A 25,393-nucleotide genomic window follows, 5' to 3' on the forward strand; every position below is an offset into this window, starting at 1 on the left:
ACTTAAAACAGCGAAGCGCCACTTTATTTTACGTAATACAGCCTTGAGTCAATTATCGTGCATCTCAGCCTGCCGGTATCTATGAGGTATTCCAGAAGCGGTCTTGTCATCCTCTCCATCCTGTTGTATTTATAGAGCGATGCGACCTTTGTGCCCTTAAGCCTTATGACCCTGTCGAGCAGCTCTTCAAATCCAACAGGAGTATCGATGAGATTAAGGACCTCCTCCGCTGAATCCTCAAAGTATTTAATATTGGCAGGTATAATGCTCCTTATCTCATCAAAGGCACCTTTATGTGAAAGTATGAACTTATCAGCCTCGATATCCATCAATGACTTTTTACTTTCCAGGTCCTTTGAGATAGCGAAGGAGTACATCATCCTCGAGCCCCCAAGGACATCGCAGCTCGCAAGGGCATCTCCGATGCATGCCACATTGTCAGGAGTCAGCACCGCAATATGTCCAGGAGAATGTCCAGGTGAGGCAATTATCCCAAATTCTGCACCCAACACTTCAACATGGTCTTCATGCATACCAAACTTTTCATCCGCTTCAACGACCATATTCCCAAAGTGCTTCATGATGTCAGTAACAGATAGTGTCGAGTACGTGGTCTTCAGACCTCTGACGGAGTTTGCCACCGCAGCCTCGACCTCATTCATGATAATCTTCGCTCCGAACTCCTTCTGGAAATATGCGGCATTCCCGATATGGTCCACATGCGCGTGAGTGGCCAGAACCGCAGCAGGCTTAAGCCCTTCAGAATCAAGAAGATTAAGTATGCCTTCCCTCTCCTCGACCAGACCGCAGTCGATCATTATGATCTTTCCTCCCTCTATCCTTACGAACGGGATAGTCTGAAAGCTCGTCTCTATTATGTAGGTATCTCCCTTGACCTTCCTTATGACCACTTAACTCACCTCTGTCCTGCTTTTAGCCCTATATTCCATAAAGCCTTGAATACTTGTCCTCTATGTATCTCAGGAAGTATTCTGCGCTCAGGGCTTCTCCCGTAACCTTCCCGATCAGCACCGAAGGCTTGTAGGTGCCCCCGTGTGTATGGATGTTGTCCTTAAGCCAACTAGTAACCCTCGTCAGGTCTCCCGAAGCGACGATCTCATCATAGTCAGGCAGGTCCCTCATTATCCCCTTGTAGAGCATCTGGGCTCCATAAAGGTTCCCAAGGGCATAGCTCGGGAAGTACCCTATCATTCCCCCTGCCCAATGGACATCCTGCAGTACGCCTTCCCTGAAGTTTGATGGCTCTATCCCCAGATACTCCCTGTATTTGTCTGACCAAAGCTTTGGCAGCTCATTGAAGTCAACTTCACCGTTGATGAAAGCCTTTTCAATCTCGTACCTTATGATGATATGGAGGCTGTATGTAAGCTCGTCCGCCTCTATCCTTATCAGAGAAGGCATGACCTTGTTGACTGCCTTGTGGAAGTCATCAGGTGATACATCCGAAAGGTTCGGGAACCTTTCGGCAAGCCTTGGAAGCTCTGAACCTATGAAGCCTCTGCTCCTCCCGATGATATTCTCGTAGAACCTGGACTGCGACTCGTGGATCCCCATGGAGACTCCGCCTCCGATGTTGGTCTTCGCCAGCTCGTCAGGTATGTTCTGCTCATAAATAGCATGTCCCGCTTCATGGATCGTCGAGTATACGCTCATCATCAGGTCATTCTCATCGTATCTTGTGGTGATCCTCACATCCTTGTTCCCGAAATTGGTCGTGAATGGATGTGCGCTAACCGCCATGACACCTGCCTCGAAATCAAATCCAAGCCTCTTTGCCAGATCCCTGTTGTATTCCTCCTGAAGCCTCTTGTCAAACTTGTCATGGAGGAAGCTGTCATCGATAACTACGCCCTTTGCCCTTATCCTGTCGAGTATCGAGACGAGTCCGTCCCTCACTTCGCTGAACACCTTGTCAATGTCGCTTACCTTCATCCCAGGCTCGTACAGGTCCAGAAGCGCATCGTATCTCGTCTCTTCCCAGCCGATATAATCGGCGATCTTCCTGTTGAACTGCACGATCTTCTCAAGGGTAGGCCTGAATGCCTCATAATCATCGGCATTCCTTGCATCCTCCCAGATCTTTTCTCCTCTTGAGACAAGTATGCTGTACTCAAGGTATTCCGCCTCAGGAATCTTCTTCTTGAAGTCCTGCTCCTTCTTCTGTTTTTCAACCATGGCCTTTTCCTGGTCGGAAAGCCCATCCCTGACCTCGAACAGGCTGTCAGTCAGTTCGATGAAGTCCTTGTCGGTCTCGATCCTGAAGGCTTCCTGTGACATGAAACCAACTACCTCAGACCGCCTTTCAGCGTCCTTTGGCGGCATGATTGTCGACATGTCCCAGTGCAGAAGGTTCATAGCATGATAAAGGTTGGAAAGTCTCAGCTGGTAGTCGAGGAACTTCCCGAAGGCTTCTCTGATGTTCTCCATTTTGCAACTCCTCATTCCATATTCTTGTCTCTGTAATACCTTTCTATCATGAGCTCTGTACCGGCATCAAGCCTGTCAGCCAGCTCGAGCACAGATTCAGTTTCCCTGCAGTACTTCACTATTATGCACTGTCCCAGGTTTCTAGGGCATCTGTAGCAGATGCATCCTGTATCGTTTCCGTCACAGTTAACCTTGAACTCAGGACAATGTTTGCAGTTTTCTCCGAGTACGGCCACTAATAATCCCCCCTGTACTTTTCCATCAGACTCCTCATAATCTCAGTTCCTGAAGGCGGAGTCCAGGTTATTGCGTTCGCTCCCGCCTCAATCGTCTCCATTATACTTTCATCAGAAGGTCCTCCTGTAGCAATTATCGGCAGGTCAGGATACCTTTCCCTGATCACCCTCACAATCCTTGCCGTATCCCTCGCTCCGGACACGTTGAATATTGTAGCTCCCGCTTGAAGCCTGCCCTCAAAGTCATCCTTGTCTGAGATGATCGTAATGACTATGGGTATGTCTATGACCTCCCTGACTGCCCTGATAGTCTCATTGGATGTAGGGCTGTTCAGCACCACTCCCATCGCACCCTTGAACTCAGCATCAAGCGCAAGGTTTACCACCCTTCTCCCGGTAGTTGTTCCACCGCCAACTCCGCAGAAGACCGGTACATCCGATGCGCTGACAAGGCTCTGGGTTATTATTGGCTGAGGTGTGAAGGGGTATACGCTCATCACCGCATCAGCATCAGTATTCTTTATTATCGCCACATCTGTCGTGAATATGAAGCTCTTGACCCTCTTACCGAAAACCCTCAACCCGCTGCATTTCCTGATCACTTCGGGAGCCTCAATGATGTGGCTCCTGAAGGTTCCCATTATCTCAGGTATCTTTTTCATTCTTCCTCACCTGCTCTTTCCAGTATATTGTATCAGCAATGGTTATTTTGCGCATTTCCTATATGAGTACAGGTATGCTCCCGATGACCTCCAGTGAGCTCTCGGTTACCCTGCACCTGTAGGCCATAACCTTCACTCCCTTGTCCATGGCTTCCTTCAGCACTTCCGAGAACTCCGGGTCCAGGCTGTACGCCGGTGTGAACATATGGACATCTTCAATCTGAATGAGGAACAGGATCCCTGCACCATGCCCTTCGGCAAGGGCATCCATCAGTTCCCTGACATGCTTCGCCCCCCTCTCGGTAGGTGCATCGGGAAAACTCGCGACGCCGTCAGCCTCAAGCGTAACACCCTTTACCTCAAGGTAGAATTTCCTTTCAGGATCCTCAAGAAGGAAATCAAACCTGCTCTTCCCAAATGTCTTTTCCCTCATTACACTGCCGTAACCCCTGAGCTCATCTATAAGTCCCAGATATAATGCTTCCTCCACAACATGGTTTGGAATCTGCGAATCTATGTTGATCAGCTTGTCTCCCTTATAGCCTGCAATAAGGCTGTATTTCGTTTTCCTCGCTGGAGAATCCTCTTTTCTGAGTACCACAGTGCAGCCAGGTATGAGTATCTCCCGGTTCCTTCCAGTGTTAGGGACATGTGCTTCAACAGTCTCCCCGTCAAGTTCCACGAAAGCCTTGAACCTGTTCGGTCTGTCAATGAATTTTGCAGTTATTGTTTCTTTTGCGAATCTCATAAATTCTCCTCACTTGTGGATAATCCTTTTTTACATTGTAAAGATTACATTAACTATCCACATTTAACCAGTATTTTTATCCCTTTTCTGTGGATAATGTTTATAACATTCATTTACCCTTAAGAATCAAGCGGAAAGTTATCCACAAAAAATGCATCTTACCAACAGGCAATGTGGATAAGTCTAATTGATACCCAATGCACCTACTGTCAACAGCTTATCACGAAAATACAAATCTTGTAAATTTACCTGCCAATCCTTGAATGTACATGCAGAGCCTTGACATGAACATTCTCATCAATCCATATGATAACATTCGTAAATAAGAGTGCCCCGCTTACGCGAGGCACTTCAGGGTAACCGAGCTGCAGATTCAACTTACGGAACAGGTACTATATCAAGTCCATTTTCAAACATGTTGTCAGGATCTAACTTCACCTTCAGCCTGCCAAGCTTATCCAGGATTTCGGCCGGATAAAGCCTTCCCGGGTGATTGAATTTCTCAAGCCCTTCAAGAAAGTTCGGATACGCTTCATTGTTCAGCTCATCCTTCAGCTCATCCTTAAGTCCTATAACAGCCGCAGTGAAGGAATGCCTTGACTCTTCTGCAGGTACCAGTCCCATGACCTTTATCACATATTTTGCATCACGGACTGCAAATACACTCTCACTTCTGTCAGATGAAGATATCTTCCCGCCCATGTGGTAGACCTCAGTGAAGAGGATCGGTGAATTACCTGTATCCTTGAATGTCATTTTAAGAAGAGCGGCTTTCGTCTTGTCACTCAGTTCATCAACGGTCACGTTTGTTATCGTCAAAGGAATCGGCTCCTTCGGATCGTTGCTGATGGTATCAGCAGCGCTGAACGGAATCTTCGACCACATGTCAATGACAGGACTCTTCCATCCACGAAGGTCATTCACTATCCTCTCCCCATCCTCAGCATTTCCAGCAAAGCAGCCTCTCACCATTGCGGCAGATTTCCCCCGAAGAGGTTCCGGCACTATCGGGAGATCCGGAAAGTTTGCAAGCACCAATGCCGATGTCATTTCATCAGGAAGCGATTCCGTCCATTCAGCATATTTTTCAAGCAGCATGGCTGCATCTTCGTGTCCATAGACCAGATTCCCTGCATAGACAGCGATCTCAGGAACAAGCCTTATTTCCATGGAAGTGACTACACCGAAAGCACCTCCCGCTCCAGATAATGCCCAGAAAAGGTCATCACAGGTATCTCTTGCTGCTCGCCTCAGTTCAGCGTCGGACGTCACGATATCGAAGTAGTTCACCATGTCAAGTGACATTCCGTATTTCCTGGCTAGCCACCCCAGTCCGCCACCAAGAGTATATCCTACGGCACCGACATCAGAGGAAGAGCCCATAAGCGGCGCAAGCCCGAACTTCGCTGCCTCTTCAAGCACCTTTGCCCATTTCGCACCAGCTTCAACGTATGCAGTCCCAGCATCCTCGTCAATCCTTACAGCATCCATCCTGGAAAGCTTCAGCATTATCTCGCCGTCAGCCGCCCTTGTCGGACCATGTCCGGTGGAAATCACGGTGACCTTCTGACTTTCCTCACCTGCGAACTTTATAGTTTCAATGACATCCTTGGCATTCACTGCCTCAACAATTACCGAGGGGCTATGATCGGTGACCGTGTCCCATGTCGCTTTCGCCGAACCATAATCACCGTCTTCAGGAAATATCAGCCTGCCCTTTATCTTCGACTGCAGCCTATGCAGTTCCATCTTTTTATTATCCATCCTTATGCACCTCTATTGCATCATGGAGAAGCTTTACGTCATTCAGATCAGTTGTGCAGGAATTCAGAGTTTATTCAACACCAAACCAGGAGAAGCCTAGTTGCTCTCCCTCGTATTTAAATTATGTTCCCTTTCGATATCATATTCAACTCTTTTCACAAGAGTTAAACCATTATTAACCATACGTTCTTAATATGTTTATAGTATTTTCTATCACATTTTTTACATATAATGTCATATTATTGATTTGAAATACGTTCTTCGTGGAATTATCCACAAAATCCGCACAAAGCAAAAACACCAGACTTCTTATCGAAATCTGGTGTGAATGGTGACCCCAAGGGGAATCGAACCCCTGTTTCCAGCGTGAGAGGCTAGCGTCTTGACCGCTTGACCATGGGGCCGGATTTGTCACAACCAATGTGACTTAATCATATTACCATTGTTATTTCATGCAGTCAACACTTTTCAGAAAATCAGAAGGATAAAAATTACCTCATAATTTCTTACTAATTAGTATAATTAACATTTTAGACACACTTTACACATTGTATGTTCACATGTGTGCGTTATAAATATAGTACAAGATTCAATCACATAAAATCTATTATAAAGGATGGTTCATTAAATGGATAAAGTCAAACTCGCAATAGTATACTACAGCTCGACAGGCGGCAACACTCAGATGGTAAACTGGGCAAAGGAAGCCGGTGAGGCGGCAGGAGCAGAGGTAAGGCTCCTGAAGGTTCCTGAACTGGCTCCGGCAAATGCGATAGCCGCCAATCCTCTCTGGCAGGCAAACCACGATGCCACTTCAGATGTTCCGGTCGTAACTCCGGATGACCTGGTATGGGCTGATGCGATCATATTCTCAAGCCCGACAAGATATGGTGTGATGGCTTCACAGATGAAGCAGTTCATTGATACCTTAGGCGGAGTGTGGTCAAAGGGACTTCTCGTGGACAAGGTAATGAGCGCAATGAGCTCGGCAATGAATCTTCACGGAGGAGTTGAGGAAACTGTCAGAAGCTTCCACACCGTATTCTTCCACCTCGGAGCAATAATAGTCGGACCAGGGTATATCGACCCTTCTGTCTACAAGGCCGGTGGAAATCCATACGGGACAACTGCGCAGGTCCTTGACGGAAAGATAGTCAACGATATCGAGGATGCAGTCAAATTCCAGGCAAAGAGAGCAGTGGATGTGGCAGCCAGAGTCACAGGAAAATCAGTATAGTATGAAGATGGGCGGTGGAGCATCAAGCTCCGCCGTTTTATGTTTTGGTCAACGCCAAAGCCAGTCATGTCATAGCATGGAAATCTTGGCGCAATCCGCATCGGGTGAGTTTTCCGACTCCCAATAACACTCATGTTCACTGAAAATTTATTATTGTATTTGATTTTATCTGTTTACAGGGGGACATTTTTGGTATAATCATAATTGGAAGTACAGAAAGTTCTCACTGTGCTTGCAAGTGATAAACCAAACGGGACCAAAGGAATCCCGGAGGGATACCTCGAATTGCTTTAATAATGGCCATGGCTTCCGTACTTGTACGGAAGCCATTAAAATTTCCAGGACTAATTTTCACATGATTCCTATTTTCCGGACCTGCTGATGGCATCCTCTACGAACTTAAGCGCCTTTGTGTACTTCTTCCTTCGCTTGTCCTTTACCTCATCATCCGGAAGCTCTTCGGTCTTCCCCAGATTATCTATCAGGTCACTCAGTTTTACCCTGATTGCGATAGGGTCTTCAGTAGCACGTTTTACATAATCCATGTATTTCTCTTCATCCCGTTTGGTCAGTGCATCAACTGCTGATACGATCTCTTCCTTGAATCCAAGGTCCTTAAGGTCCTGGAGCGTGATGTCCGTATCCTCTACCAGGTCGTGAAGCGCTGCAGCTACCTTTTCATCGTAGGTTGCTACACCACCCATCACCCTCAACGGATGCAGTATGTATGGAGTCCCCATAAGGTCGACCTGCCCCACATGGCAGATTGCCGCGAGTGTGATCGCCCTCTCAAGCTCAGGAAGGGTTCTTAGCTTTCCAATTTCAACTATCATATCATCACCTCTTCTCAACTTGATTATACATCTATAGGCTTATTTTGTCGGCAGGGAAATTTTGAAATGGCAGTCAGGTTGTGCATCAAATGATGTTCAAGTATAATTTTCAGGAGAGGTGAGTAATTTGGATAAGGTCCAGGTATACATAGAGATCATGGAGAATGGCGCAGTTCCGGCATATGCAAACTTCAATGACGCCGGCGCTGATGTATTCGCATCATGTGACATCGCGATAAGGCCCATGGAATCAGTTGTCATCCCACTTAACATAAGGGTGGCACTGCCAGACGATATCGAGATGCAGGTACGCCCGAGAAGCGGTCTTTCACTGAAGACAGACCTGAGGATACCGAACAGTCCGGGAACTGTTGATGCAGGCTACAGGGATATAGTCGGGATAATAGCGCAGAATACCTACAATATTGCTAATCTTCCTTATGAGGTTTTTTCCAATCCATCGATAACTGATGTTATTGCGTCGGAATATGAGATCCTTAAGCTAAACAGCCATATCAAGGATCACGTTCTAACAGCCGATCCGGCACATGACCATATATTGGAGGCAATATCCTGCATCAGTCCGCTTATTATCGACAAAAGAGGCAATCCATACGGGACCATCTACATTGAAAAGGGAATGAAGATCGCGCAGCTGGTGTTCAATGAATACAGAAGCGCTGAGTTCATTGTAGTTGACTCAGTCGCATCCATCGGCACAGACCGCGGCGGCGGATTTGGAAGCACAGGAATCTAAAAGGCACCTGCAAATCTTGGTTTGCAGGTGCCATATTCATCAGCTGTTCTTCTTTATGATATCCTGGAAGAATTCCTTGGGTCTTACTCCAACGGTTCCATCCACAGCCTTCCCGTCCTTGAAAAGGATTATGGTAGGTATGCTCGTTATCCTTAGTGACTGTGAAACCTTTGGATTGTTATCCACGTTCAGTTTCACTACTTCAAGCCTGCCTTCGTATTCCCTGGAAAGCTCCTCCATTACCGGCGCCACCATTCTGCATGGTCCGCACCATGGAGCCCAGAAATCTACCAGGACCATACCCTTCTTGTTCAGCACTTCACTTTCAAATGTTGCATCGCTTATCTCTCTCATCTGATTTCCCTCCTGCCATACGGCATAATCAATTAAATCAATCCCCAAATTTCAGGTATTTTATGGCTATATTATACCATGTAATTAAATTTTGTCAAATTTAATTTTGCATGTCCATACTTAGGCCTTCGCGTACTCAAGCTGAACCAGCCCTGATTCGTACCTGCTGCAGGATACAAGCTTCATCCCGGCTATAACGGATTCTTCGAGGTCCAGAAAAAGACGGATCCCTCGCCCTATCATAACAGGTATTATTGATATGACATAACGGTCAATCATGTCAATGTCCCTGAGGCTCTTTATTGTCAGCGCTCCTCCATCAATGAATATCCTTCTTCCCTCAGTACCATTAAGTTCATTGAATAGTTTCTCTGCATCATTGCAGCAGACGACGTCATCGTCATCCTTAAGGATTTCTTTGGTCAGTACATATACCCTCTTTCCAATATAAGGAGTTTCCGGACTCATTGAATTGACCTTCTCATACGTCTTCCTTCCAAGTACGACTGTATCAACAGACTTCAAGAACTCTCCATATCCATAGTCTTCACTCTCTGATGCCACCATGTCGAGCCAGGAAATATCGCCATCCTCCCTTGCTATGAAGCCATCCAGGCTCTGTGCGATATATACTACCGCCTCTCTTTTTTTCATGATTTTCACCTCAACATTTTGCATTATACTCCCAAGCATCCCACGCATCGATGTATCAGATATTTCCAACCAATTAACTTTTAATGACAAAAAACGGCAACCCTCATGGGTTACCGCAATGGTCCGTATTCAGTTGACCTTTTCAGCTCTTAGGATCCAGTTTGTCGTGGAGGTCTTGCAGGTCTGGAGTGTGATTACCTCTCCTCCGGAGGTTGATGTTATGTAGCTGAAGTATTTCTGCCCGTCATTTACACCAACAGCACTGTCAGTGACAATGAATTTTTTCGTGAGCCTGTAAGTGGTTGGCTTTCCAGATCCGTCAGTGACGACTATTGTGCTTCCGATGGCAAGGTTCCATATTCCCCTGAAAGCTCCGTCATTATGCCCGATGAAGTGAGTGTTGGCCCCATCCGTGCCGGACCATGGGGTTGCACCGCCCCAGGTTGAGATCACATTCCTGTTGGAATCGATGATGCTCTGACCTGATGACTTTCCGCCATTCTTATAAACCAGGGTTTTCCCGGCAATGTACATCCTGTATGGACTGTATGAGCTTCCTGCTGATGCGGAAGCCTTTGTCGCAGGAAGTATCTCAGTCTTCGAGAGATATGTTCCTGAAACATATCCTGTCTTTCCTCCATAAGATACCCTCGACCATCCGTTGCTCGCTACCCTCGTAACCTTAAGCCTGGTGCCTGCTGGTATGGATGCAAGCTTGCTGTATCCAGCTGAAGGACCTTTTCTAAGGTTAAGGGATGACTTTGTCCATCTGTAATATGACACGGTATTGTATGTCAGACCTGCATTGTAGGTTGCCGTGTCAGGAACCTCAGGATCCGTCTCCGCGACCGCAATCTCCCTTATCTCAGCTTTTCTTGCATCTTTTTTCCATGTCAGAAGCTCATCCAGGTTGTCTGTGGTACCAGACCAGTCAGCCTCGACCATCACTTGAGGACGTACTGTCATTGCAGCATCCCCCGCACCGGTGGACTTGACAGCTCCTGTCACTGGAATCATCGCCGCTCCTATTACACCTATTGCAATCACTTTGCCTATTTTCACAAAAATATTATCCATACCCATCCTATCCATCAGACAATAATCAACCACTGCTGCTGCATATTATAACTTTGTAATATGCATACGGAAGACTTCTGATAATTCACTTATTGTTATACAGACCCAATGTTAAATGCTAGACATTTTAACGTCAAATCACATGATTCTACAAAAAACTACACTACTGAATCCTTCAGAACGTGCAAATCAAACATTTCGTCATGTCCGCAAAAACATTTTCAGCTTTTTTGACAGAATCACACAGATTATCAGAGGACTTCAGCCTTAAAATTTAACCATTCAAGTGTCACGCGAATTTTGTCACCGAATATTTGTATAATTAGTCGAAATAATTTATCAGACAATTCATATAATTAAATTATCGTATTAGGATGTAAGTATATTTATTGATTACCGAACTATATTTTTGCGAATTCAAAATTAAAAGCGGCGGACCAACCGGTCTACCGCTCTAATATCCACTACTCTTGCCATTAATGATGACAACTTAGTCTCCCTATGCAATTTTATGGGCTTTCAGATCTCTTTTCTTCCTTCCAGCGCCTTTGACAATGTGACTTCATCAGCATATTCAAGGTCCCCGCCAACAGGCATTCCGGAAGCTATCCTAGTAACCTTCACTTCAAGCGGCTTCAGGACCCTTGAGATGTACATCGCCGTAGCTTCGCCTTCTATTGTAGGGTTTGTCGCTACGATGACTTCCTTGATGTTTCCAGACATCCTTCTGACGAGCTCCTTGATCCTGATATCCTCCGGCCCTCTGCCGGCCATGGGACTAATGGTGCCATGGAGCACATGATAGACTCCATTGAACTCCCTCACTCTTTCAAGGGACATTATATCCTTTGGCTGCTCGATGACGCATATGGTATCGTGGTCTCTGCTGGGATTGCTGCATATCGCACAGGGATCCTTGTCGGTAAAGTTACCGCAGGTAGAGCAGTATTTGATCGTCCCCCTTGCCTTGATAAGCGCCTCCGCAAATTCCCTTACCTCTTCCTGGGGAAGATTGAGAACATAAAGCGTTAGCCTTTGCGCTGTCTTGTAGCCTATACCGGGAAGCTTCGCGAATTCCTCGATAAGCTTCTCGATCGCGATTGGGTAAAAATCCATCAGTCACCTCAGCCTAGAACATTCCAGGCATGCCTCCGGTCAGTTTGCCCATTACCTTTTCCTTTTCTTCGTCGACCATCTGAAGCACATTGTTGACAGCTGCCAGTATCATGTCCTCAAGTGTTTCCACATCCTCTGGATCAACTGCCTCCGGCAGCAATTTGATTTCAGTGATTACCTTCTTGCCGTTCGCCTTTACTGAGCATGCCCCTCCGCCTATTGAAAACTCATACTCCTTTGTTTCAAGTTCCTTCTGGGCATCCTCTATCTGCTTCTGCATCTTCTGCGCCTGTTTGAGCAGCGCGTTCATATTTCCTCCACCCATTCCCGGGAATCCCTTCGCCATTTCAATACCTCCAAAATTTCATTCGATACATTATACTATAAATTTCTATTCATCTACAATCTCGACTCCAGTTCCCTGAAGTGACTCAGCGAGTGTAGCCTTACCAGTTTCCTCCGGATCTCGTTCCTTTTCACCCTCGACAGAGAACCTGAACTTCACCTTTTCACCAAGTATTGCCGTTGCAGTGTCCTCAAGGACATCCCTGTATTCCTTTTTCTCAAGCCTCTTCTTGTTGAAGGAGTATTCCTTTGCAAACCTGACTTCAATGACACCCCTGTCGCATTTCATTGGAGTTCCGACGATTACGGAAGCCTGGATTATCATCTGCCTTCTGGCCTTCAAAGCCTCCATGATTTCCTTCCAGCTTCTCTTGACCATATCAAGAGTAACCTTACAGTCATCATTGAAGATATCTTCGTTTATCCTCACAGCCTCCTTCATCACCTTCAGGTCTTCAGGACCCGACAGTTTCTGGCTTTTTGAAGCTCCCTGCTTTGGTTCAGGCTTCAATTCGGCTTTCACTGCAGGTTGCAGGTTGCCGCTCCTGATATAGTCTTCAAGCATGGATATCCTGCTGAGCATCGATTCCCTTGATGAATCAAGCTCTGTCTTGGTAAGGTTTATTATGGCAAGTTCAAGATATATCCTGGATTGCTTGCTGAACTTCGCCTGCTCCTCCGCTTCTTGCAGCAGTCTGATCGCTTTGGTGATGATCTCATTTCCTGCTAGGTCACCCTGGATCTTCAGAAGTTCGATGTCTTCCCTTGTCATGTCGATGACCTGTTCAGGATCAGGCATTATCTTGGCTACAAGTATATTCCTGAAATGAAGCACCAGGTCCTTTGTGAAGCTGTATGGGTCTTTTCCCCCATCCACAACCTCATCAAGTATCTGTATGGCATTCCTGACATCCTTCTTCAGGATGGCCTCGGAGATCCTGAACAGGTTCTCAGTTCCCGAAAGGCCCAGCATGTCCAGCACCTCATCATAGTCAAGCTTTCCCTCACCCATGCTTATCGCCTGGTCCATCATGCTGAGTGCATCCCTCATGGCTCCATCTGATACGCGGGCTATCAGCTCGAGACTCTTGTCTTCTGCATATATGCCCTTTCTGTCCGCAATAAGCCTTAGTCTTCTGCCGATTTCCTCATACCTGATGCGCTTGAAATCAAACCTCTGGCATCTCGAGAGAATAGTTACAGGAAGCTTCTGCGGATCTGTAGTCGCCAATATGAATACCACATGTGAAGGGGGCTCTTCAAGCGTCTTCAGGAATGCATTCACTGCTCCTGTGGACAGCATATGTACCTCATCCAATATGTATACCTTGTATTTTCCTTCATGCGGCGGGTACTGCACCTCATCCACAAGCTCCCTTATGTCATCGACCTTGTTATTGGTCGCAGCATCCTGCTCGATGACATCAAGCGAAAGGCCAGAGTCAATCTTCCTGCACATGTGGCAGACGTTGCAGGGCTCTCCGTCCTTCAGGTCAATGCAATTCAGGGCCTTTGCCATTATCTTGGCGCAGGTTGTCTTTCCTGTTCCCCTCGTTCCGCTGAAGAGATATGCATGTCCTATCCTGCCAGCCTTGATCTCATTGATCAGTGTAGTTGTTATATGTTCCTGTCCTATAACATCGCTGAAGACCTTCGGTCTCCATTCCCTGTACAGCGCCGTGTATGCCATGGATTCACCTTCCATTCGTCCCTATTACTTGGTCAACCTATATTATACTATATTTTTCAGCAGTTTATCCCGTACTTGAGCCAATTCAGTTCAAACCTCGATTGTCGAAGAATATCGCACAGGAACGCCCCGCTGTCGAAGATTGATGAACGAAACATCGCAGAACCCCTTCATTTCCAAGCCTTTCTTCACACTAATTTCACAAGTGGGGTTTATCATTAAGTTACCAAATTAACGAAAGAGAGATGATCATATGAAGAAGATAGCCGGAGCAGTGCTCCTGGCGCTCCTTGCCTTTGGAGCGACAATGTCACTTAACACTATCGAAGCGTATGCAAAAACGGTTAAGAATGAGAACAGGCCTGTAAAGGTGATGAAGCAGGAAGAGAAGACGCCTGCGAAGGCAGCCCCCGCAATCGCAAATGAGTACATAAGGGAAGCAGGAATCGAAAAGCTCAGGGATGCCGGCAACATAATCGCTGCGGTATCTGAAGCAATGGGTGAAGACTCATCGTTCAACGGAGTCCTTAAGGCAGACGTTGAGGCATACAAGGCTGCAGTCATGGCATTCGTTGACGAATATGTCGCTGCACACCCTGAAGCAGTAAAGACCGAAGATGCTGAAGAGGCTGAGGAAGCCCCTGAAGCAATCGAGGAAGAGGAAGCTGAAGTCAAGGATGCTCCAGCAGTCGCCAACATGGCACTCAGGAAAACCGGTATCAAGAGACTCACCGAGAAGGGAAATGTCATTGCAGCCATATCAAACGAAATGGCTGAAGACGGAACCTTCATGGGTATCTCAAATACCTTGGTTACAGCATACAAGGATGCTGTGATGCAATTCATCAGCACATTCGGTATAGTCCTTCCGTCAGCAATGACAATAATTGCAAGCCTATAAGAAAATACCAATGCCGGACAGATCAGTCTGCCCGGCATTGGTATTTTCATCTGTATACTATTGCACCCTTGTTCTGAAGGTTCAGGATCCTCACGTCAGAATCTATACCTGCGCTTCTGAATCCCTCTTCCATCGCTGACCTTACCGATTCCGAGCTATGTTCGTCAGCGAACGCGATTACCGTAGGACCAGCACCGCTGAGGGCAGCTGAGAACGCCCCTGCGCCTAGAGCCTTTCTCTTGACCTCCTCGAGACCTGGTACCAGCGGTATCCTGTAAGGTTCGTGAAGCCTGTCGTTCATGGCCTTCCTTAGAAGGCTATAGTCCTTCATGAGCAGGGAATATACGAGGAGTGACGCATTTCCGATGTTGAAGATGGCATCCTCCCTGCTTACTGTCCTCGGAAGTATCGCCCTCGATTTTTCCGTAGGAAGCTCGAACTCAGGGATTGCAACCACAGCAAGAAGCTTGTCGTCAACATCGACCTTCCTGTAGATGATCTCCTTGCCTTCCATCCTGCTGAGGACAAAGCCTCCGAAAAGAGCAGGAGCGACATTGTCAGGATGACCCTCGACTTCAGTGGCCATCTTAAGGAGCTCATAGTCCGAAATATTTGCAGCGGATATCTCCCTTGCAGCCAACAGCCCGGCAATAATTGCTGAAGCACTGCTTCCAAGCCCCCTAGAAAGGGGTATACCGTTGATTATCCTTACAGACAGCCCTTTAGGTTCGTATTCCACTGAATCAAACAGTTTTTTTGCACACTTGTATATAAGATTGTCTTCCGAATTCGAGAGCTCTTCACTGCCCTCACCCTCTGATATTATCCTTATCCCTTCTCCGCCTGCTTCCATGATTACTTCCGTATACATGTCAAGTGCCAGTCCCATAGTGTCGAAACCCGGCCCCAGGTTTGCAGTCGTAGCTGGTACGATCACCCTTACCATTCCTACCTCCATGCGAAGCCTTAAAAGATTCCAAAGCTCCGCTAAAATATCTTACTTCCTTATCTATAAACCTGTGACAGGCAACTTATCTCTTTCCTTCTTCAACCCTGATGACGCTTGTCACCTTCTCAACAACATCAAGCTTTTCGATAGCCGCAAGTGAGTCCCTGACATTCTTCTCCTGGACCTTATGGGTTACAAGGACTATCTCAGCGACCCCGCTGTCATCCCTGTACTGCTGCCTTACCAGGGCGATGCTCACTCCGTGGTCGCCGAATACAGTGGCGATCTTTGCGAATACACCTGGTATGTCCTTTACCTTCATCCTGGTATAGAATGCGGTGTCAACCTCAGAAATGTCCTTGATCTCCTTCCTCTTCACTATCTTCCTGTAGCTTGAGCCCATGGTGTCGTTGATGAAGTCCCTGGTGGCCTTCATAAGGTCACCAATGACCGCGCTAGCTGTAGGAAGCTCTCCTGCACCTCGCCCGTAGAACATGGTCTCGCCTACGGCGTTGCCTTCAACGAAGATGGCATTGAAGACATCATTTACAGCTGCCAGAGGATGGTCCTTTGATATGAAGACAGGATGGACCCTCGCTTCAGCCTTGTCGTCAACATTCATGCCTATTCCAAGCAGCTTAACAATATAGCCAAGCTCATCAGCGTACTTTATGTCGTCCTTGGTTATTTTAGTTATACCCTCGACGTAAACATCATTGAAGGTTATCTTCGTATCGAAGGCTATAGTGCCAAGGATCGCTATCTTCCTCGCGGCATCCAATCCCTCTACATCTGCTGTTGGGTCACTTTCAGCATAACCGAGTGCCACGGCATCCTTCAATACTTCCTCGTAACTCTTACCCTCTTTGGTCATCTTGGTAAGAATATAGTTTGTTGTTCCGTTTATTATTCCCATTATCTTCCTGATCTTGTTTCCAGCCAGATCTTCCTTCAGTGTCCCTATTATCGGAATGCCTCCGGCAACTGAAGCCTCAAAATACAGGTCCCTGCCATTCAGATGGGCAAGCTCAGAAAGTTCCTCCTCATGAAGTGCGATGAGGTCCTTGTTTGCAGTTATCACCTGCTTCTTTGCTGAAAGAGCCCTTTTGATGTAGTCCATGGCCAGTTCAACGCTTCCCATGACCTCGATCACTATGTCGATATCATCATTCTCGAGGATATCACCCGGGTCAAACGTGATGAGCTCTGAAGGTATTTCCGGATCCCTCTCCTTATCCTTGTTCCTTACAAGGATCTTCTCGACCCTGATTTCCTTGCCGACTTTTTTTGTGATGATGTCCTTGTTCTCCTGGAGCATCTTGTACACTCCGGTTCCCACAGTACCCAGTCCTACCAGGCCTACTCTTACATGATCCATGTTACACTCCCCATCCCGCAGGGCCATGAAGAAGCAGGCAGCAAAAGGTATCACCTTGCGCTGCCTGTACCATGTCCACACGTTTCATCAATTCTAATTATCGCTTTATACGTGGAACCGAAGGTCTTCCGACTCTCCGATTTTTTTAATTATATCAGATGTGTGCGTAATTGCAAGTCACTTGTCCACGAAAACAGACCTCAGGACCTCTTGTCCAGCCAGCTGATCGCCTCGCCTATGACCTCATCCTTTTCAACCTCGTTGAATATCTCATGGTAAAGCTTCGAGTATATCTTGAGGCTCTTGTCGCTTGAAGCTGCCTCACCAAAAAACTCCCTGGAATCAGAATTGGATACCAATCCATCTTCACTGCCATGCATCAGGAATACAGGGTCTGTGAAGCTTCCGGGATTTCCCTTCAGGTATTCGATCCCCTTGAAGATCGTATAGAACATGCCTGCAGATATCTGCTTCTCTACAAGAGGGTCATCCTGGTACGCGGCTACCACTGCCGGGTCGCTGCATACTCCAGCACCAAGCTCATTGGGGAAATATGTGTCCGCTGGAAGATCCAGAGGTAAGGCAGAACCAGCTCCCGCATTGTTCCGTGTAAGCGCACCTGAAAGTACATATCCATCAGCCTTCCCCGGATAATGGCTTCCAAACAGTGCGGATGCATATCCTCCCATGCTGTGCCCTATGACAAATACCTTTGCTGACGGATTCTCTGACTTCACAAGCTCGAACACCGCATTGACATCCTCGAATATCTCATTGTAGGCACCATAAAATACACGTTTGCCCTCAGACCTGCCATGTCCTCTGTGGTCGAACCTGTAGACAGAATACCCTCCGCTGTTAAGCTTCTCCGTGAGATAATCGTATCTTCCCAGGTGCTCGCAGAGTCCATGTACGATCAGCACCACAGCCTTCCTGAGCATGACCTCGTCCTTTCTTACAAAAAGACCCGTACCGTCAAACGACTTGAACATTCTCTCCTTCATGTTACCCTCCTTGTAATCCAAGAAATCTAAACGTTTCCAACAGCTATATTATATCATCACTTCAAGCTGCATGGATATGCCTGCAGACAGGAATCAGGGAAGGTTATACTCATAATTGCATCCTGCTTGAAATGATACTACAATTGAAGTGAATATTTCCTGAAAGGCGGTCGCTCAATGAAGAAAATCCTGGGATCAGTTCTTTCCCTCGCCCTCGGCCTGCTATTCGGCTTCTTCGGGGTCATGAACTCGGTTTTTTCCGATGGACCCATGGATGAAAGGCTTGTGATCATTGCGGTCATACTCGCAATATTCGGACTTCTCGGCTTGCTGCTTGGTTTCTTCTTTTCCGAAATCCATATCACCGCAGCGATACTTCTGGTCGTCCCCGGCATTGTGTTCCTGACCCTGTTCCTTTTCTCTGAGCTTTATCTGCTGATCCTTCTTTATATGGTGCTTCTTGTACTTATATCCTTCGTTTCCGTGAAGCTCGGACACCATATTCATGGCAGGACCAGGAAGTATCACTGATCTGTTACCGCTGCTAATGTTATGCAATCCTGAAAACAGAGGAAATAAAAAAACCACCCGCAATGGCATACACCATCATGGGTGGACATATACAGTTAAACCGTGCACCTTTCTCCGACAGAAAGGTTCCAGGCGTTACCCTAGCAGTAAACTCAGAACAGGTTTACCACGGCACACGCACAAACTACTTATCGCTGCTACCTTCCGGTCCTGACGAGGTTCATAGCCGTACATTGCGTGGGACCAATCCATCAACGTTACTTTCATGGGTCAGGCCCTGAAGCCTTGGGCCTCGGAAAGGAATTCAACCCTGCTGTAGCGGATTGCAGGTTACAGGGCACCGCTGGTTCCCCATCTAGCACGGAATGGCGGAGAGGATGGGATTTGAACCCATGATTGAGTTTCCCCAATACACACTTTCCAGGCGTGCGCCTTCGACCACTCGGCCACCTCTCCAGATCAAATCAACACACTTAAGTTACTGAAAACATACATGCGTTAACAACATTGTAATTATAATGGATAGTTTTTTTCACGTCAATAGTTTTTTGAACCTCTTCTTCCATTGAAAACCCATGTCCAGTCCAATTGGCTTTCAATGTTGAAATCGGAATCAATCGGGTGATTTCAGGAATTCTTTGCGAAAATATGCTAAAATCATGACAAAAACACTATTTCAATAAACTGACAACCTTGGGGGTACCTATGAGCGAATACCTTTCAATTAGTGATATGGCGGAGCTTCATAACATAACACGTCAGACGCTGATCTATTATGACAAGATAGGTCTTTTCAAGCCTGACCACACTGAAAGCAACGGGTACAGGGCATATGACACTCTTCAGATCCCTGTTCTTCGTGAAATCTGTTACCTGAAGAACGTCGGCATACCCCTTGAGGAGATCAGGAAGCATATTGGAAGCAGGAGCCTGGATTCAGCGGCAAGCCTCCTCAAAAGCCAGAAGGAAGCACTGGACAGGGAGATAGCCAGACTTACCCTTACCAGGGAGTTCATCAGCCACAGGCTTGATTTCTACAGCAACATGAGCAGGTATAAGGAAGAACTGGATAATCCCGAGATCATTGAGTTTCCAGAGAGATATGCCGTTTTCGTACCCTTTGAAAATCCCATATGCAGGGAGGAACTCCATAAGACCCTGATGAAGGCGTGGAAGATCCTGTGGAAGCATGACATGCTTTCCTCTGACGGATTCGGAACGATGATCAGGCGGGACTGCATAAACGATGGGGACTGGTTCAGGGGAGCTGGAGTGATCGCATTCCTTCCTTATTACAAGGAAGAGATCGACAGCAAAATCATAATTGAACCCGGTAAATACGTCTGCATGAACAAGAACGCCATGCCTTATGAGACGGAGCCCCTGACAAGGCTACTCGGACATATCAATGAAAAAGGATATGAGATGTGTGGGGATATCCTTGACCTTTGCCTTCTCGACACGACATTCTATGGGGCAGACAGGAATGTAGACTACTGCCAGCTGCAGATAAGGATAAGATGATTCATGCTGCCACTTGAATTTTAAGCGGTAGCATTTCCTTTTTCAGATTAACTTACCGGAACCCCTTGACTGTATTGCTGAAATACACCTTAGACTGGATTCAAACATAAATAGTAAGAGGTGTAAAACATGTCAAACGAAAAGACAGCAGTCAATGACCTGCGTTCAGCGCTTGAACTGCTTAGAACAGTACCAGGACAGCTTATTGAAACTGATGTTCCGGTAGACCCAAATGCCGAGCTTGCAGGTGTATACAGGTACATCGGTGCCGGCGGCACAGTCATGAGGCCTACAAGGATAGGCCCTGCAATGTTATTCAACAATGTCATCGGCCATGAGGATTCAAGGACCCTTATCGGCCTTCTGTCCAGCAGGGAAAGAGTCGGCTTGATGCTGGGCTGCAAGCCTGAAAGGCTAGGATTCCTCCTTAACGACGCGGTGAAAAAGCCAATCGACCCTATGGTCGTTCCGAATGCTTCTGCGCCATGCCAGGAAGTAGTCCACTACTCCAATGAGGAGGGCTTCGACATAAGGAAGCTTATACCAGCTCCTACCAACACCCCAGAAGATGCAGGCCCTTACATAACCATGGGCATGTGCTATGCATCGGATCCGGAGACCGGGGAATCCGATGTTACTATCCATAGGCTTTGCCTGCAGTCCAAGGATGAGATCTCAATGTATTTCGTACCTGGCGCAAGGCATCTTGAAGTTTTCAGGCAGAAGGCAGAGAAGCTTTCACAGCCGCTTCCGATCTCGATCAGCATCGGAGTTGACCCTGCAATAGAAATCGCAGCCTGCTTCGAGCCACCCACGACACCAATAGGCTTCGACGAGCTAAGTATAGCAGGAGCCATAAGAGGCAGGGCGGTAGAGCTCGTAAAGTGCGTGACGGTAAACGGGAGAGCCATAGCAAATGCCGAGTATGTCGTTGAGGGAGAGCTTCTTCCAGGCATACGGGTTGAAGAGGACCAGAATACCGGAACCGGCAAGGCAATGCCGGAATTCCCAGGATATACAGGCGGAGCCAACAAATCACTTCCGATAATCAAGGTCAAGGCTGTTACACACAGGACCAATCCGATAATGCAGACTGTCATAGGACCAAGCGAAGAACATGTCAGCATGGCAGGAATACCCACAGAAGCAAGCATCCTCCAGATGGTGGAGAAGGCGATGCCCGGCAGGCTCCTTAACGTTTATGCCCACTCGTCAGGCGGCGGCAAGTACATGGCAGTTATGCAGTTCAAGAAGAGCCAGCCAAGCGACGAAGGACGCCAGGGTCAGGCTGCGCTCCTTGCCTTTTCAGCATTTTCAGAGCTGAAGCATGTGATCCTCGTTGACGAGGATGTCGACATATTCGATTCAAACGATGTGCTTTGGGCACTCAACACAAGGTACCAGGGCAATGTGGACACGACCTTCATCCCTGGTGTCAGGTGCCATCCCCTGGATCCTTCACAGAGCCCGGAATACAGCCCTCTGATCAAGGACAAGGGAATCTCCTGCAAGACCATATTCGACTGTACAGTGCCTTACGCCCTCAAGGACAATTTCCAGAGATCGCAATTTCTGGAGGTAGACCCGACAAGATGGGTTCCTGACTACAAATAAGCAATACAAGGCAAAAATAGAGACAGGCAGATGGCCAGAAGCCAATGCCTGTCTCTTAGATTTCCATTGCTATTTTATGACTATGAGAAGCTCTCCGGATTTTACCTGCTGTCCGACTGATACGTTGACTGAAGCTATGGCGCCTGCCTTCGGGCTTGTTATCCTGGTCTCCATCTTCATGGCCTCGACTACGATAATAGCCTGGTTTTCAGCGACCTGCTCGCCTTCCTTTACCAGTACTGAGATCACCGTTCCAGGTATTGGCGACCCGATCTCGTTTATGTTGTCAGGGTCAGCCATCTCTACAGCTGTAAAATCACCGTTCTTGGAATCCCTCATCGTGCTGTTCTTGTCCTTGATCTTTATCTCACGCCTGTTCCTGTTCACCTCGAACACAAGAGTCCTGTTCCCCTCCTGGTCAGGCTTTCCTATGGTAAGGAGCTTGATCATGAGAGTCTTTCCTTCAGCAACCTCAGCCTCGATGGTCTCACCTTCGGAAAGTCCGTGGAAGAAAACATCGCTTCCCAGCCTTCCCAGGTCTCCATACTGGGACCTGAACTTCAGGTAGCCTTCAAACACCTCAGGATACAGTGCGTAGCTCAGGATATCCTTCATGGTCGGTTCGATCCTGTACTTTGTCGAAAGCTTTTCGCTGATGGCATCGAAGTCAAGCGGTGCAAGCAGCTCACCCGGCCTGCAGGTTATCGGTTCCTCCCCCTTTAGGACAAGCTTCTGGAGCCTTTCAGGGAACCCTCCCTTTGGTTGGCCCATCATACCCTTGAAGTATGAAACCACGGAGTCAGGGAATGCCATGTTTGCTGCCTTATCATAGATGTTTTCAGGAGTCAGGCCGTTTTGCACCATGAATATTGCAAAGTCGCCGACTGCCTTCGAGGAAGGTGTAACCTTGACTATGTCACCGAGCATGTCGTTGACAGTCTTGAACATCTCCTTGATGTCAGTGAACTTGTGGCCTAAGCCAAAGCTTTCAACCTGAGGCTTCAGGTTCGAGTACTGGCCTCCCGGAATCTCGTACTTGTAGATCTCAGCAGACCCTGACTTCAGGCCTGACTCATACTTTCCATATACAGGCCTTACCGCCTCCCAGTAATCGGATATCTTCTGGATGCCCTTAAGGTCGATTCCCGTATCCCTCTGTGTGTTCTTCAGCGCAGCAGCTACAGAGTTCAACGCTGGCTGGCTTGTAAGTCCTGACATGCTGTTGAACGCGGTATCGACTATATCCACTCCAGCCTCAACAGCCATGAGGACTGTAGCCACTCCGTTTCCTGTGGTGTCATGTGTATGGAGGTGTATTGGAATCCCAATCTCATTCTTGAGCTCAGTGACGAGCTTGAATGCAGCATGTGGCTTGAGAAGCGCCGACATATCCTTTATTGCGAGTATGTGTGCCCCTGCCTTCTCGATGTCCTTTGCAAGGTCGATATAGTATTTCAGGTTGTACTTTTCCTTCCTGCTGTCAAGGATGTCGCCAGTGTAGCATATGGCAGCCTCTGCCACCTTGCCGTTCTTCACCACCTCATCTATTGACAGCTGCATTCCCCTCAGCTCGTTCAGTGAGTCGAATATCCTGAATACATCCACGCCAGACTTTGCAGACTCCTTTATGAAGGCCTTGATGACATTGTCAGGGTAGTTCTTGTATCCAACTGCATTCGCGCCTCTAAGGAGCATCTGGAACAGCACGTTCGGTATCCTTCTTCTCAGCTCCTCGAGCCTTGCCCATGGAGATTCGTTCAGGAACCTGTAGGCTACGTCGAAGGTCGCACCTCCCCACATCTCAATGGAGAACAGGTCCTTTCCATAAACAGAGACCGCATTCGCGACCTTTATCATATCCTTGGTCCTTACCCTTGTTGCCATCAGCGACTGATGTGCGTCTCGCATCGTAGTGTCTGTAAGCAGTACCCTGTCCTGCTCCTTTATCCACTTAACGAGACCCTCAGGTCCTCTGGTATCAAGGATCTGCTTTGTGCCTCTCAGGTCTTCGGCACGCACATATTCAACCTTCGGAACCTTGGGCACGTCATATGCCTTCTTCACGCCCATTGTCTCATTGACGACTATGTTGCCTATGAACCTCAGGACCTTGCCTTCCTCGTCTCCTCTTGTCGCAGATGAGATCAGGTCAGGATTTTCTTCGATGAAGCCCGTATGGCATTCACCGGCAAGGAAAACAGGATGGTTGAGCACGTTAATGAGGAAGTCGACATTAGTCTTGACTCCCGTGATATGCATCTCTGTTATTGACCTTACTGATTTTCTGATCGCATCCTGGAAGTTCCTTGACCAGGAAATGTTCTTGACCAGGAGGCTGTCATAATACGGGCTGATCTCAGCACCGGTGAATCCGTTGCCTCCATCAAGCCTTATTCCAAATCCGGAACCAGTCCTGTAGGATTCGATCTTTCCGGTGTCAGGAGCGAAGTTCAGGGATGGGTCCTCAGTGGTTATCCTGCACTGGATCGAGTATCCGTTTAGCTTCACGTCAGACTGAGACTTTATGTTGATCTCAGGGGAATCAAGGGCAAAGCCCTCCGCAATAAGTATCTGAGCCTGGACTATGTCGATGCCAGTAACCATCTCTGTGACAGTATGCTCAACCTGTATCCTTGGGTTCATCTCAATGAAGTAATGATTTCCTGCACTATCCACAAGGAACTCGAGTGTTCCGGCGCTCCTGTACTTGACGGCGCCTGCAAGCTTCAGCGCATCCTCATATATCCTGTCCCTTGTCTCCTGAGGTACCGAGAAGGCAGGCGTGAATTCCACAACCTTCTGGTGTCTTCTCTGTATTGAACAGTCCCTCTCAAACATGTGGACAATATTGCCGTACTTGTCTCCCAGAACCTGTACCTCAATGTGCTTCGGCTTCTCAAGGTACTTCTCCATGAATATATGGTCTATACCGAAAGCCTTCCTTGCTTCATTCTTGGCGCTTGTGAAGGCATTCTGAAGCTCGGACTCCTTCCAGACTATCCTCATTCCTCGACCGCCACCGCCAGCGGCAGCCTTAAGCATCAGCGGATATCCTATTTCACCGGCATGCAGCGCCGCTTCCTCTACCGACTTGACATCCTTCTCGTAGCCTGGGATGGTAGCGACTCCAACCTTCCTGGCAACGATTTTTGACTTTATCTTGTCTCCGAGACTGTCCATCATCTCCCATGTCGGACCGATGAACTCGATTCCCTCCTCTGCGCATCTCTTCGCAAATTCAGGATTTTCAGATAGGAAGCCATACCCTGGATGGATGGCATCTACACCCTTCTTCAGCGCAAGGCTGATTATCTCCTCGATGTTAAGGTACGCATCCACAGGCCCCTTTCCTTCTCCTATCAGATAGGATTCATCAGCCTTCGTCCTGAACAGTGAATATTTGTCCTCATTTGAATAGATTGCAACTGTCCTTATCCCCAGCTCGCTGCATGCCCTAAATACCCTTATCGCGATTTCTCCGCGATTTGCAACCAGGACCCTTTTGAATTTGCTCATGTCTTTTCCTCCCCAAAATATCTGAAATAAATGAAGTTTCATTTTTTCAATCCTG

23 protein-coding genes, 2 tRNA genes and 1 other RNA gene are annotated in these 25,393 nt (G+C 47.5%); 6 read left to right on the top strand and 20 right to left on the bottom strand.

The window, feature by feature from the left end; translation table 11 throughout:
• Positions 1-23 precede the first annotated feature (23 nt).
• From T472_RS16350 to T472_RS16380, 7 genes are all read right to left on the bottom strand, one after another.
• A complete protein-coding gene (locus T472_RS16350) occupies positions 24-911 on the bottom strand; it encodes an MBL fold metallo-hydrolase (RefSeq protein ID WP_023385350.1) in 888 nt (295 codons plus the stop codon).
• 28 nt (positions 912-939) lie between these two features.
• Positions 940-2,448 (bottom strand): carboxypeptidase M32, encoded by a 1,509-nt coding sequence (locus tag T472_RS16355; RefSeq protein WP_023385352.1) that lies wholly within the window; start codon positions 2,446-2,448, stop codon positions 940-942.
• A gap of 11 nt (positions 2,449-2,459) precedes the next feature.
• Positions 2,460-2,684: a hypothetical protein gene (locus T472_RS16360; protein ID WP_023385354.1), complete on the bottom strand. Its 225-nt coding sequence runs from the start codon at positions 2,682-2,684 to the stop codon at positions 2,460-2,462.
• The gene (locus tag T472_RS16365) at positions 2,684-3,346 is read right to left on the bottom strand and encodes a beta/alpha barrel domain-containing protein (protein WP_023385356.1); all 663 of its coding nucleotides are present in this window, start codon (positions 3,344-3,346) and stop codon (positions 2,684-2,686) included. Before T472_RS16365 ends, T472_RS16360 begins: the two co-directional genes overlap by 1 nt.
• A 58-nt stretch (positions 3,347-3,404) precedes the next feature.
• Positions 3,405-4,094 carry a DNA/RNA nuclease SfsA gene (sfsA, locus tag T472_RS16370; protein WP_023385359.1) on the bottom strand — a complete coding sequence of 230 codons (690 nt, stop codon included), beginning with the start codon at positions 4,092-4,094 and terminating at the stop codon, positions 3,405-3,407.
• Between the two features lie 378 nt (positions 4,095-4,472).
• The gene (locus T472_RS16375; RefSeq protein WP_023385361.1) at positions 4,473-5,858 is read right to left on the bottom strand and encodes an FAD-binding oxidoreductase; all 1,386 of its coding nucleotides are present in this window, start codon (positions 5,856-5,858) and stop codon (positions 4,473-4,475) included.
• Between the two features lie 329 nt (positions 5,859-6,187).
• Positions 6,188-6,262 (bottom strand) — tRNA-Glu (locus T472_RS16380).
• A gap of 224 nt (positions 6,263-6,486) precedes the next feature.
• Between T472_RS16380 and wrbA the strand changes: the two genes are divergently transcribed.
• Entirely contained in the window at positions 6,487-7,095 is a 609-nt protein-coding gene (wrbA, locus tag T472_RS16385; protein ID WP_023385364.1) for an NAD(P)H:quinone oxidoreductase, read from the top strand.
• Between the two features lie 362 nt (positions 7,096-7,457).
• Here the strand turns inward: wrbA and T472_RS16390 are convergent, their stop codons facing one another.
• Positions 7,458-7,928, bottom strand: a complete 471-nt coding sequence (locus T472_RS16390; RefSeq protein ID WP_023385366.1) for an HD domain-containing protein — start codon at positions 7,926-7,928, stop codon at positions 7,458-7,460.
• A gap of 118 nt (positions 7,929-8,046) precedes the next feature.
• Between T472_RS16390 and T472_RS16395 the strand changes: the two genes are divergently transcribed.
• Positions 8,047-8,685, top strand: a complete 639-nt coding sequence (locus tag T472_RS16395) for a dUTP diphosphatase (RefSeq protein WP_242864823.1) — start codon at positions 8,047-8,049, stop codon at positions 8,683-8,685.
• Between the two features lie 39 nt (positions 8,686-8,724).
• Here T472_RS16395 and trxA read toward each other — a convergent pair whose 3' ends face one another.
• The 6 genes from trxA to dnaX form a co-directional block, all read right to left on the bottom strand.
• Positions 8,725-9,039 carry a thioredoxin gene (gene trxA, locus T472_RS16400; protein ID WP_023385370.1) on the bottom strand — a complete coding sequence of 105 codons (315 nt, stop codon included), beginning with the start codon at positions 9,037-9,039 and terminating at the stop codon, positions 8,725-8,727.
• Between the two features lie 120 nt (positions 9,040-9,159).
• Positions 9,160-9,693, bottom strand: a complete 534-nt coding sequence (locus tag T472_RS16405) for a dihydrofolate reductase family protein (RefSeq protein ID WP_023385372.1) — start codon at positions 9,691-9,693, stop codon at positions 9,160-9,162.
• A gap of 129 nt (positions 9,694-9,822) precedes the next feature.
• Positions 9,823-10,755, bottom strand: coding sequence for an SH3 domain-containing protein (locus T472_RS16410; protein WP_160319150.1), 933 nt, complete (start codon positions 10,753-10,755; stop codon positions 9,823-9,825).
• A 534-nt stretch (positions 10,756-11,289) separates the two neighbouring features.
• The gene (recR, locus tag T472_RS16415) at positions 11,290-11,886 is read right to left on the bottom strand and encodes a recombination mediator RecR (RefSeq protein WP_023385374.1); all 597 of its coding nucleotides are present in this window, start codon (positions 11,884-11,886) and stop codon (positions 11,290-11,292) included.
• A 13-nt stretch (positions 11,887-11,899) separates the two neighbouring features.
• Positions 11,900-12,232 (bottom strand): YbaB/EbfC family nucleoid-associated protein, encoded by a 333-nt coding sequence (locus T472_RS16420; RefSeq protein WP_023385376.1) that lies wholly within the window; start codon positions 12,230-12,232, stop codon positions 11,900-11,902.
• Positions 12,233-12,277: 45 nt separating this feature from the next.
• Positions 12,278-13,921 (bottom strand): DNA polymerase III subunit gamma/tau, encoded by a 1,644-nt coding sequence (gene dnaX, locus T472_RS16425; RefSeq protein ID WP_023385378.1) that lies wholly within the window; start codon positions 13,919-13,921, stop codon positions 12,278-12,280.
• A 253-nt stretch (positions 13,922-14,174) separates the two neighbouring features.
• Between dnaX and T472_RS16430 the strand changes: the two genes are divergently transcribed.
• A complete protein-coding gene (locus tag T472_RS16430) occupies positions 14,175-14,822 on the top strand; it encodes a hypothetical protein (protein WP_023385381.1) in 648 nt (215 codons plus the stop codon).
• A 46-nt stretch (positions 14,823-14,868) separates the two neighbouring features.
• Here the strand turns inward: T472_RS16430 and thrB are convergent, their stop codons facing one another.
• The 3 genes from thrB to T472_RS16445 form a co-directional block, all read right to left on the bottom strand.
• A complete protein-coding gene (gene thrB / locus T472_RS16435) occupies positions 14,869-15,768 on the bottom strand; it encodes a homoserine kinase (RefSeq protein WP_023385383.1) in 900 nt (299 codons plus the stop codon).
• A gap of 85 nt (positions 15,769-15,853) precedes the next feature.
• The gene (locus T472_RS16440) at positions 15,854-17,149 is read right to left on the bottom strand and encodes a homoserine dehydrogenase (protein WP_023385385.1); all 1,296 of its coding nucleotides are present in this window, start codon (positions 17,147-17,149) and stop codon (positions 15,854-15,856) included.
• Between the two features lie 200 nt (positions 17,150-17,349).
• Positions 17,350-18,153: an alpha/beta hydrolase gene (locus T472_RS16445; RefSeq protein ID WP_023385387.1), complete on the bottom strand. Its 804-nt coding sequence runs from the start codon at positions 18,151-18,153 to the stop codon at positions 17,350-17,352.
• A gap of 177 nt (positions 18,154-18,330) precedes the next feature.
• On the opposite strand from T472_RS16445, the gene T472_RS16450 reads away from it, so the two are divergent.
• Positions 18,331-18,684, top strand: a complete 354-nt coding sequence (locus T472_RS16450) for a DUF6954 family protein (RefSeq protein ID WP_023385390.1) — start codon at positions 18,331-18,333, stop codon at positions 18,682-18,684.
• 100 nt (positions 18,685-18,784) lie between these two features.
• On the opposite strand, the gene ffs is transcribed toward T472_RS16450, so the two are convergent.
• Both ffs and T472_RS16455 read right to left on the bottom strand, forming a co-directional pair.
• Positions 18,785-19,048: signal recognition particle sRNA large type (ffs, locus tag T472_RS19425), an RNA gene on the bottom strand.
• Between the two features lie 2 nt (positions 19,049-19,050).
• A tRNA-Ser gene (locus T472_RS16455) sits at positions 19,051-19,140 on the bottom strand.
• Between the two features lie 249 nt (positions 19,141-19,389).
• On the opposite strand from T472_RS16455, the gene T472_RS16460 reads away from it, so the two are divergent.
• Positions 19,390-20,208, top strand: a complete 819-nt coding sequence (locus T472_RS16460) for a MerR family transcriptional regulator (protein WP_023385392.1) — start codon at positions 19,390-19,392, stop codon at positions 20,206-20,208.
• A gap of 129 nt (positions 20,209-20,337) precedes the next feature.
• Entirely contained in the window at positions 20,338-21,822 is a 1,485-nt protein-coding gene (locus T472_RS16465) for a UbiD family decarboxylase (RefSeq protein WP_023385394.1), read from the top strand.
• Between the two features lie 69 nt (positions 21,823-21,891).
• On the opposite strand, the gene T472_RS16470 is transcribed toward T472_RS16465, so the two are convergent.
• Positions 21,892-25,338 carry a pyruvate carboxylase gene (locus tag T472_RS16470; protein ID WP_023385396.1) on the bottom strand — a complete coding sequence of 1,149 codons (3,447 nt, stop codon included), beginning with the start codon at positions 25,336-25,338 and terminating at the stop codon, positions 21,892-21,894.
• Positions 25,339-25,393 lie beyond the last annotated feature (55 nt).

The organism is Youngiibacter fragilis 232.1 (assembly GCF_000495435.3).
GTDB classification, from domain to species: Bacteria; Bacillota; Clostridia; order Clostridiales; family Clostridiaceae; genus Youngiibacter; species Youngiibacter fragilis.

Excerpts from the sequence above, each read along its gene's own strand:
- T472_RS16355 (WP_023385352.1), bottom strand. The coding sequence starts at position 2,448 with ATGGAGAACATCAGAGAAGCCTTCGGGAAGTTCCTCGACTACCAGCTG.
- T472_RS16365 (WP_023385356.1), bottom strand. The coding sequence starts at position 3,346 with ATGAAAAAGATACCTGAGATAATGGGAACCTTCAGGAGCCACATCATT.
- sfsA (WP_023385359.1), bottom strand. The coding sequence starts at position 4,094 with ATGAGATTCGCAAAAGAAACAATAACTGCAAAATTCATTGACAGACCG.
- T472_RS16375 (WP_023385361.1), bottom strand. The coding sequence starts at position 5,858 with ATGGATAATAAAAAGATGGAACTGCATAGGCTGCAGTCGAAGATAAAG.
- wrbA (WP_023385364.1), top strand. The coding sequence starts at position 6,487 with ATGGATAAAGTCAAACTCGCAATAGTATACTACAGCTCGACAGGCGGC.
- T472_RS16390 (WP_023385366.1), bottom strand. The coding sequence starts at position 7,928 with ATGATAGTTGAAATTGGAAAGCTAAGAACCCTTCCTGAGCTTGAGAGG.
- trxA (WP_023385370.1), bottom strand. The coding sequence starts at position 9,039 with ATGAGAGAGATAAGCGATGCAACATTTGAAAGTGAAGTGCTGAACAAG.
- T472_RS16405 (WP_023385372.1), bottom strand. The coding sequence starts at position 9,693 with ATGAAAAAAAGAGAGGCGGTAGTATATATCGCACAGAGCCTGGATGGC.
- recR (WP_023385374.1), bottom strand. The coding sequence starts at position 11,886 with ATGGATTTTTACCCAATCGCGATCGAGAAGCTTATCGAGGAATTCGCG.
- T472_RS16420 (WP_023385376.1), bottom strand. The coding sequence starts at position 12,232 with ATGGCGAAGGGATTCCCGGGAATGGGTGGAGGAAATATGAACGCGCTG.
- dnaX (WP_023385378.1), bottom strand. The coding sequence starts at position 13,921 with ATGGCATACACGGCGCTGTACAGGGAATGGAGACCGAAGGTCTTCAGC.
- T472_RS16430 (WP_023385381.1), top strand. The coding sequence starts at position 14,175 with ATGAAGAAGATAGCCGGAGCAGTGCTCCTGGCGCTCCTTGCCTTTGGA.
- thrB (WP_023385383.1), bottom strand. The coding sequence starts at position 15,768 with ATGGTAAGGGTGATCGTACCAGCTACGACTGCAAACCTGGGGCCGGGT.
- T472_RS16440 (WP_023385385.1), bottom strand. The coding sequence starts at position 17,149 with ATGGATCATGTAAGAGTAGGCCTGGTAGGACTGGGTACTGTGGGAACC.
- T472_RS16445 (WP_023385387.1), bottom strand. The coding sequence starts at position 18,153 with ATGAAGGAGAGAATGTTCAAGTCGTTTGACGGTACGGGTCTTTTTGTA.
- T472_RS16450 (WP_023385390.1), top strand. The coding sequence starts at position 18,331 with ATGAAGAAAATCCTGGGATCAGTTCTTTCCCTCGCCCTCGGCCTGCTA.
- T472_RS16460 (WP_023385392.1), top strand. The coding sequence starts at position 19,390 with ATGAGCGAATACCTTTCAATTAGTGATATGGCGGAGCTTCATAACATA.
- T472_RS16465 (WP_023385394.1), top strand. The coding sequence starts at position 20,338 with ATGTCAAACGAAAAGACAGCAGTCAATGACCTGCGTTCAGCGCTTGAA.
- T472_RS16470 (WP_023385396.1), bottom strand. The coding sequence starts at position 25,338 with ATGAGCAAATTCAAAAGGGTCCTGGTTGCAAATCGCGGAGAAATCGCG.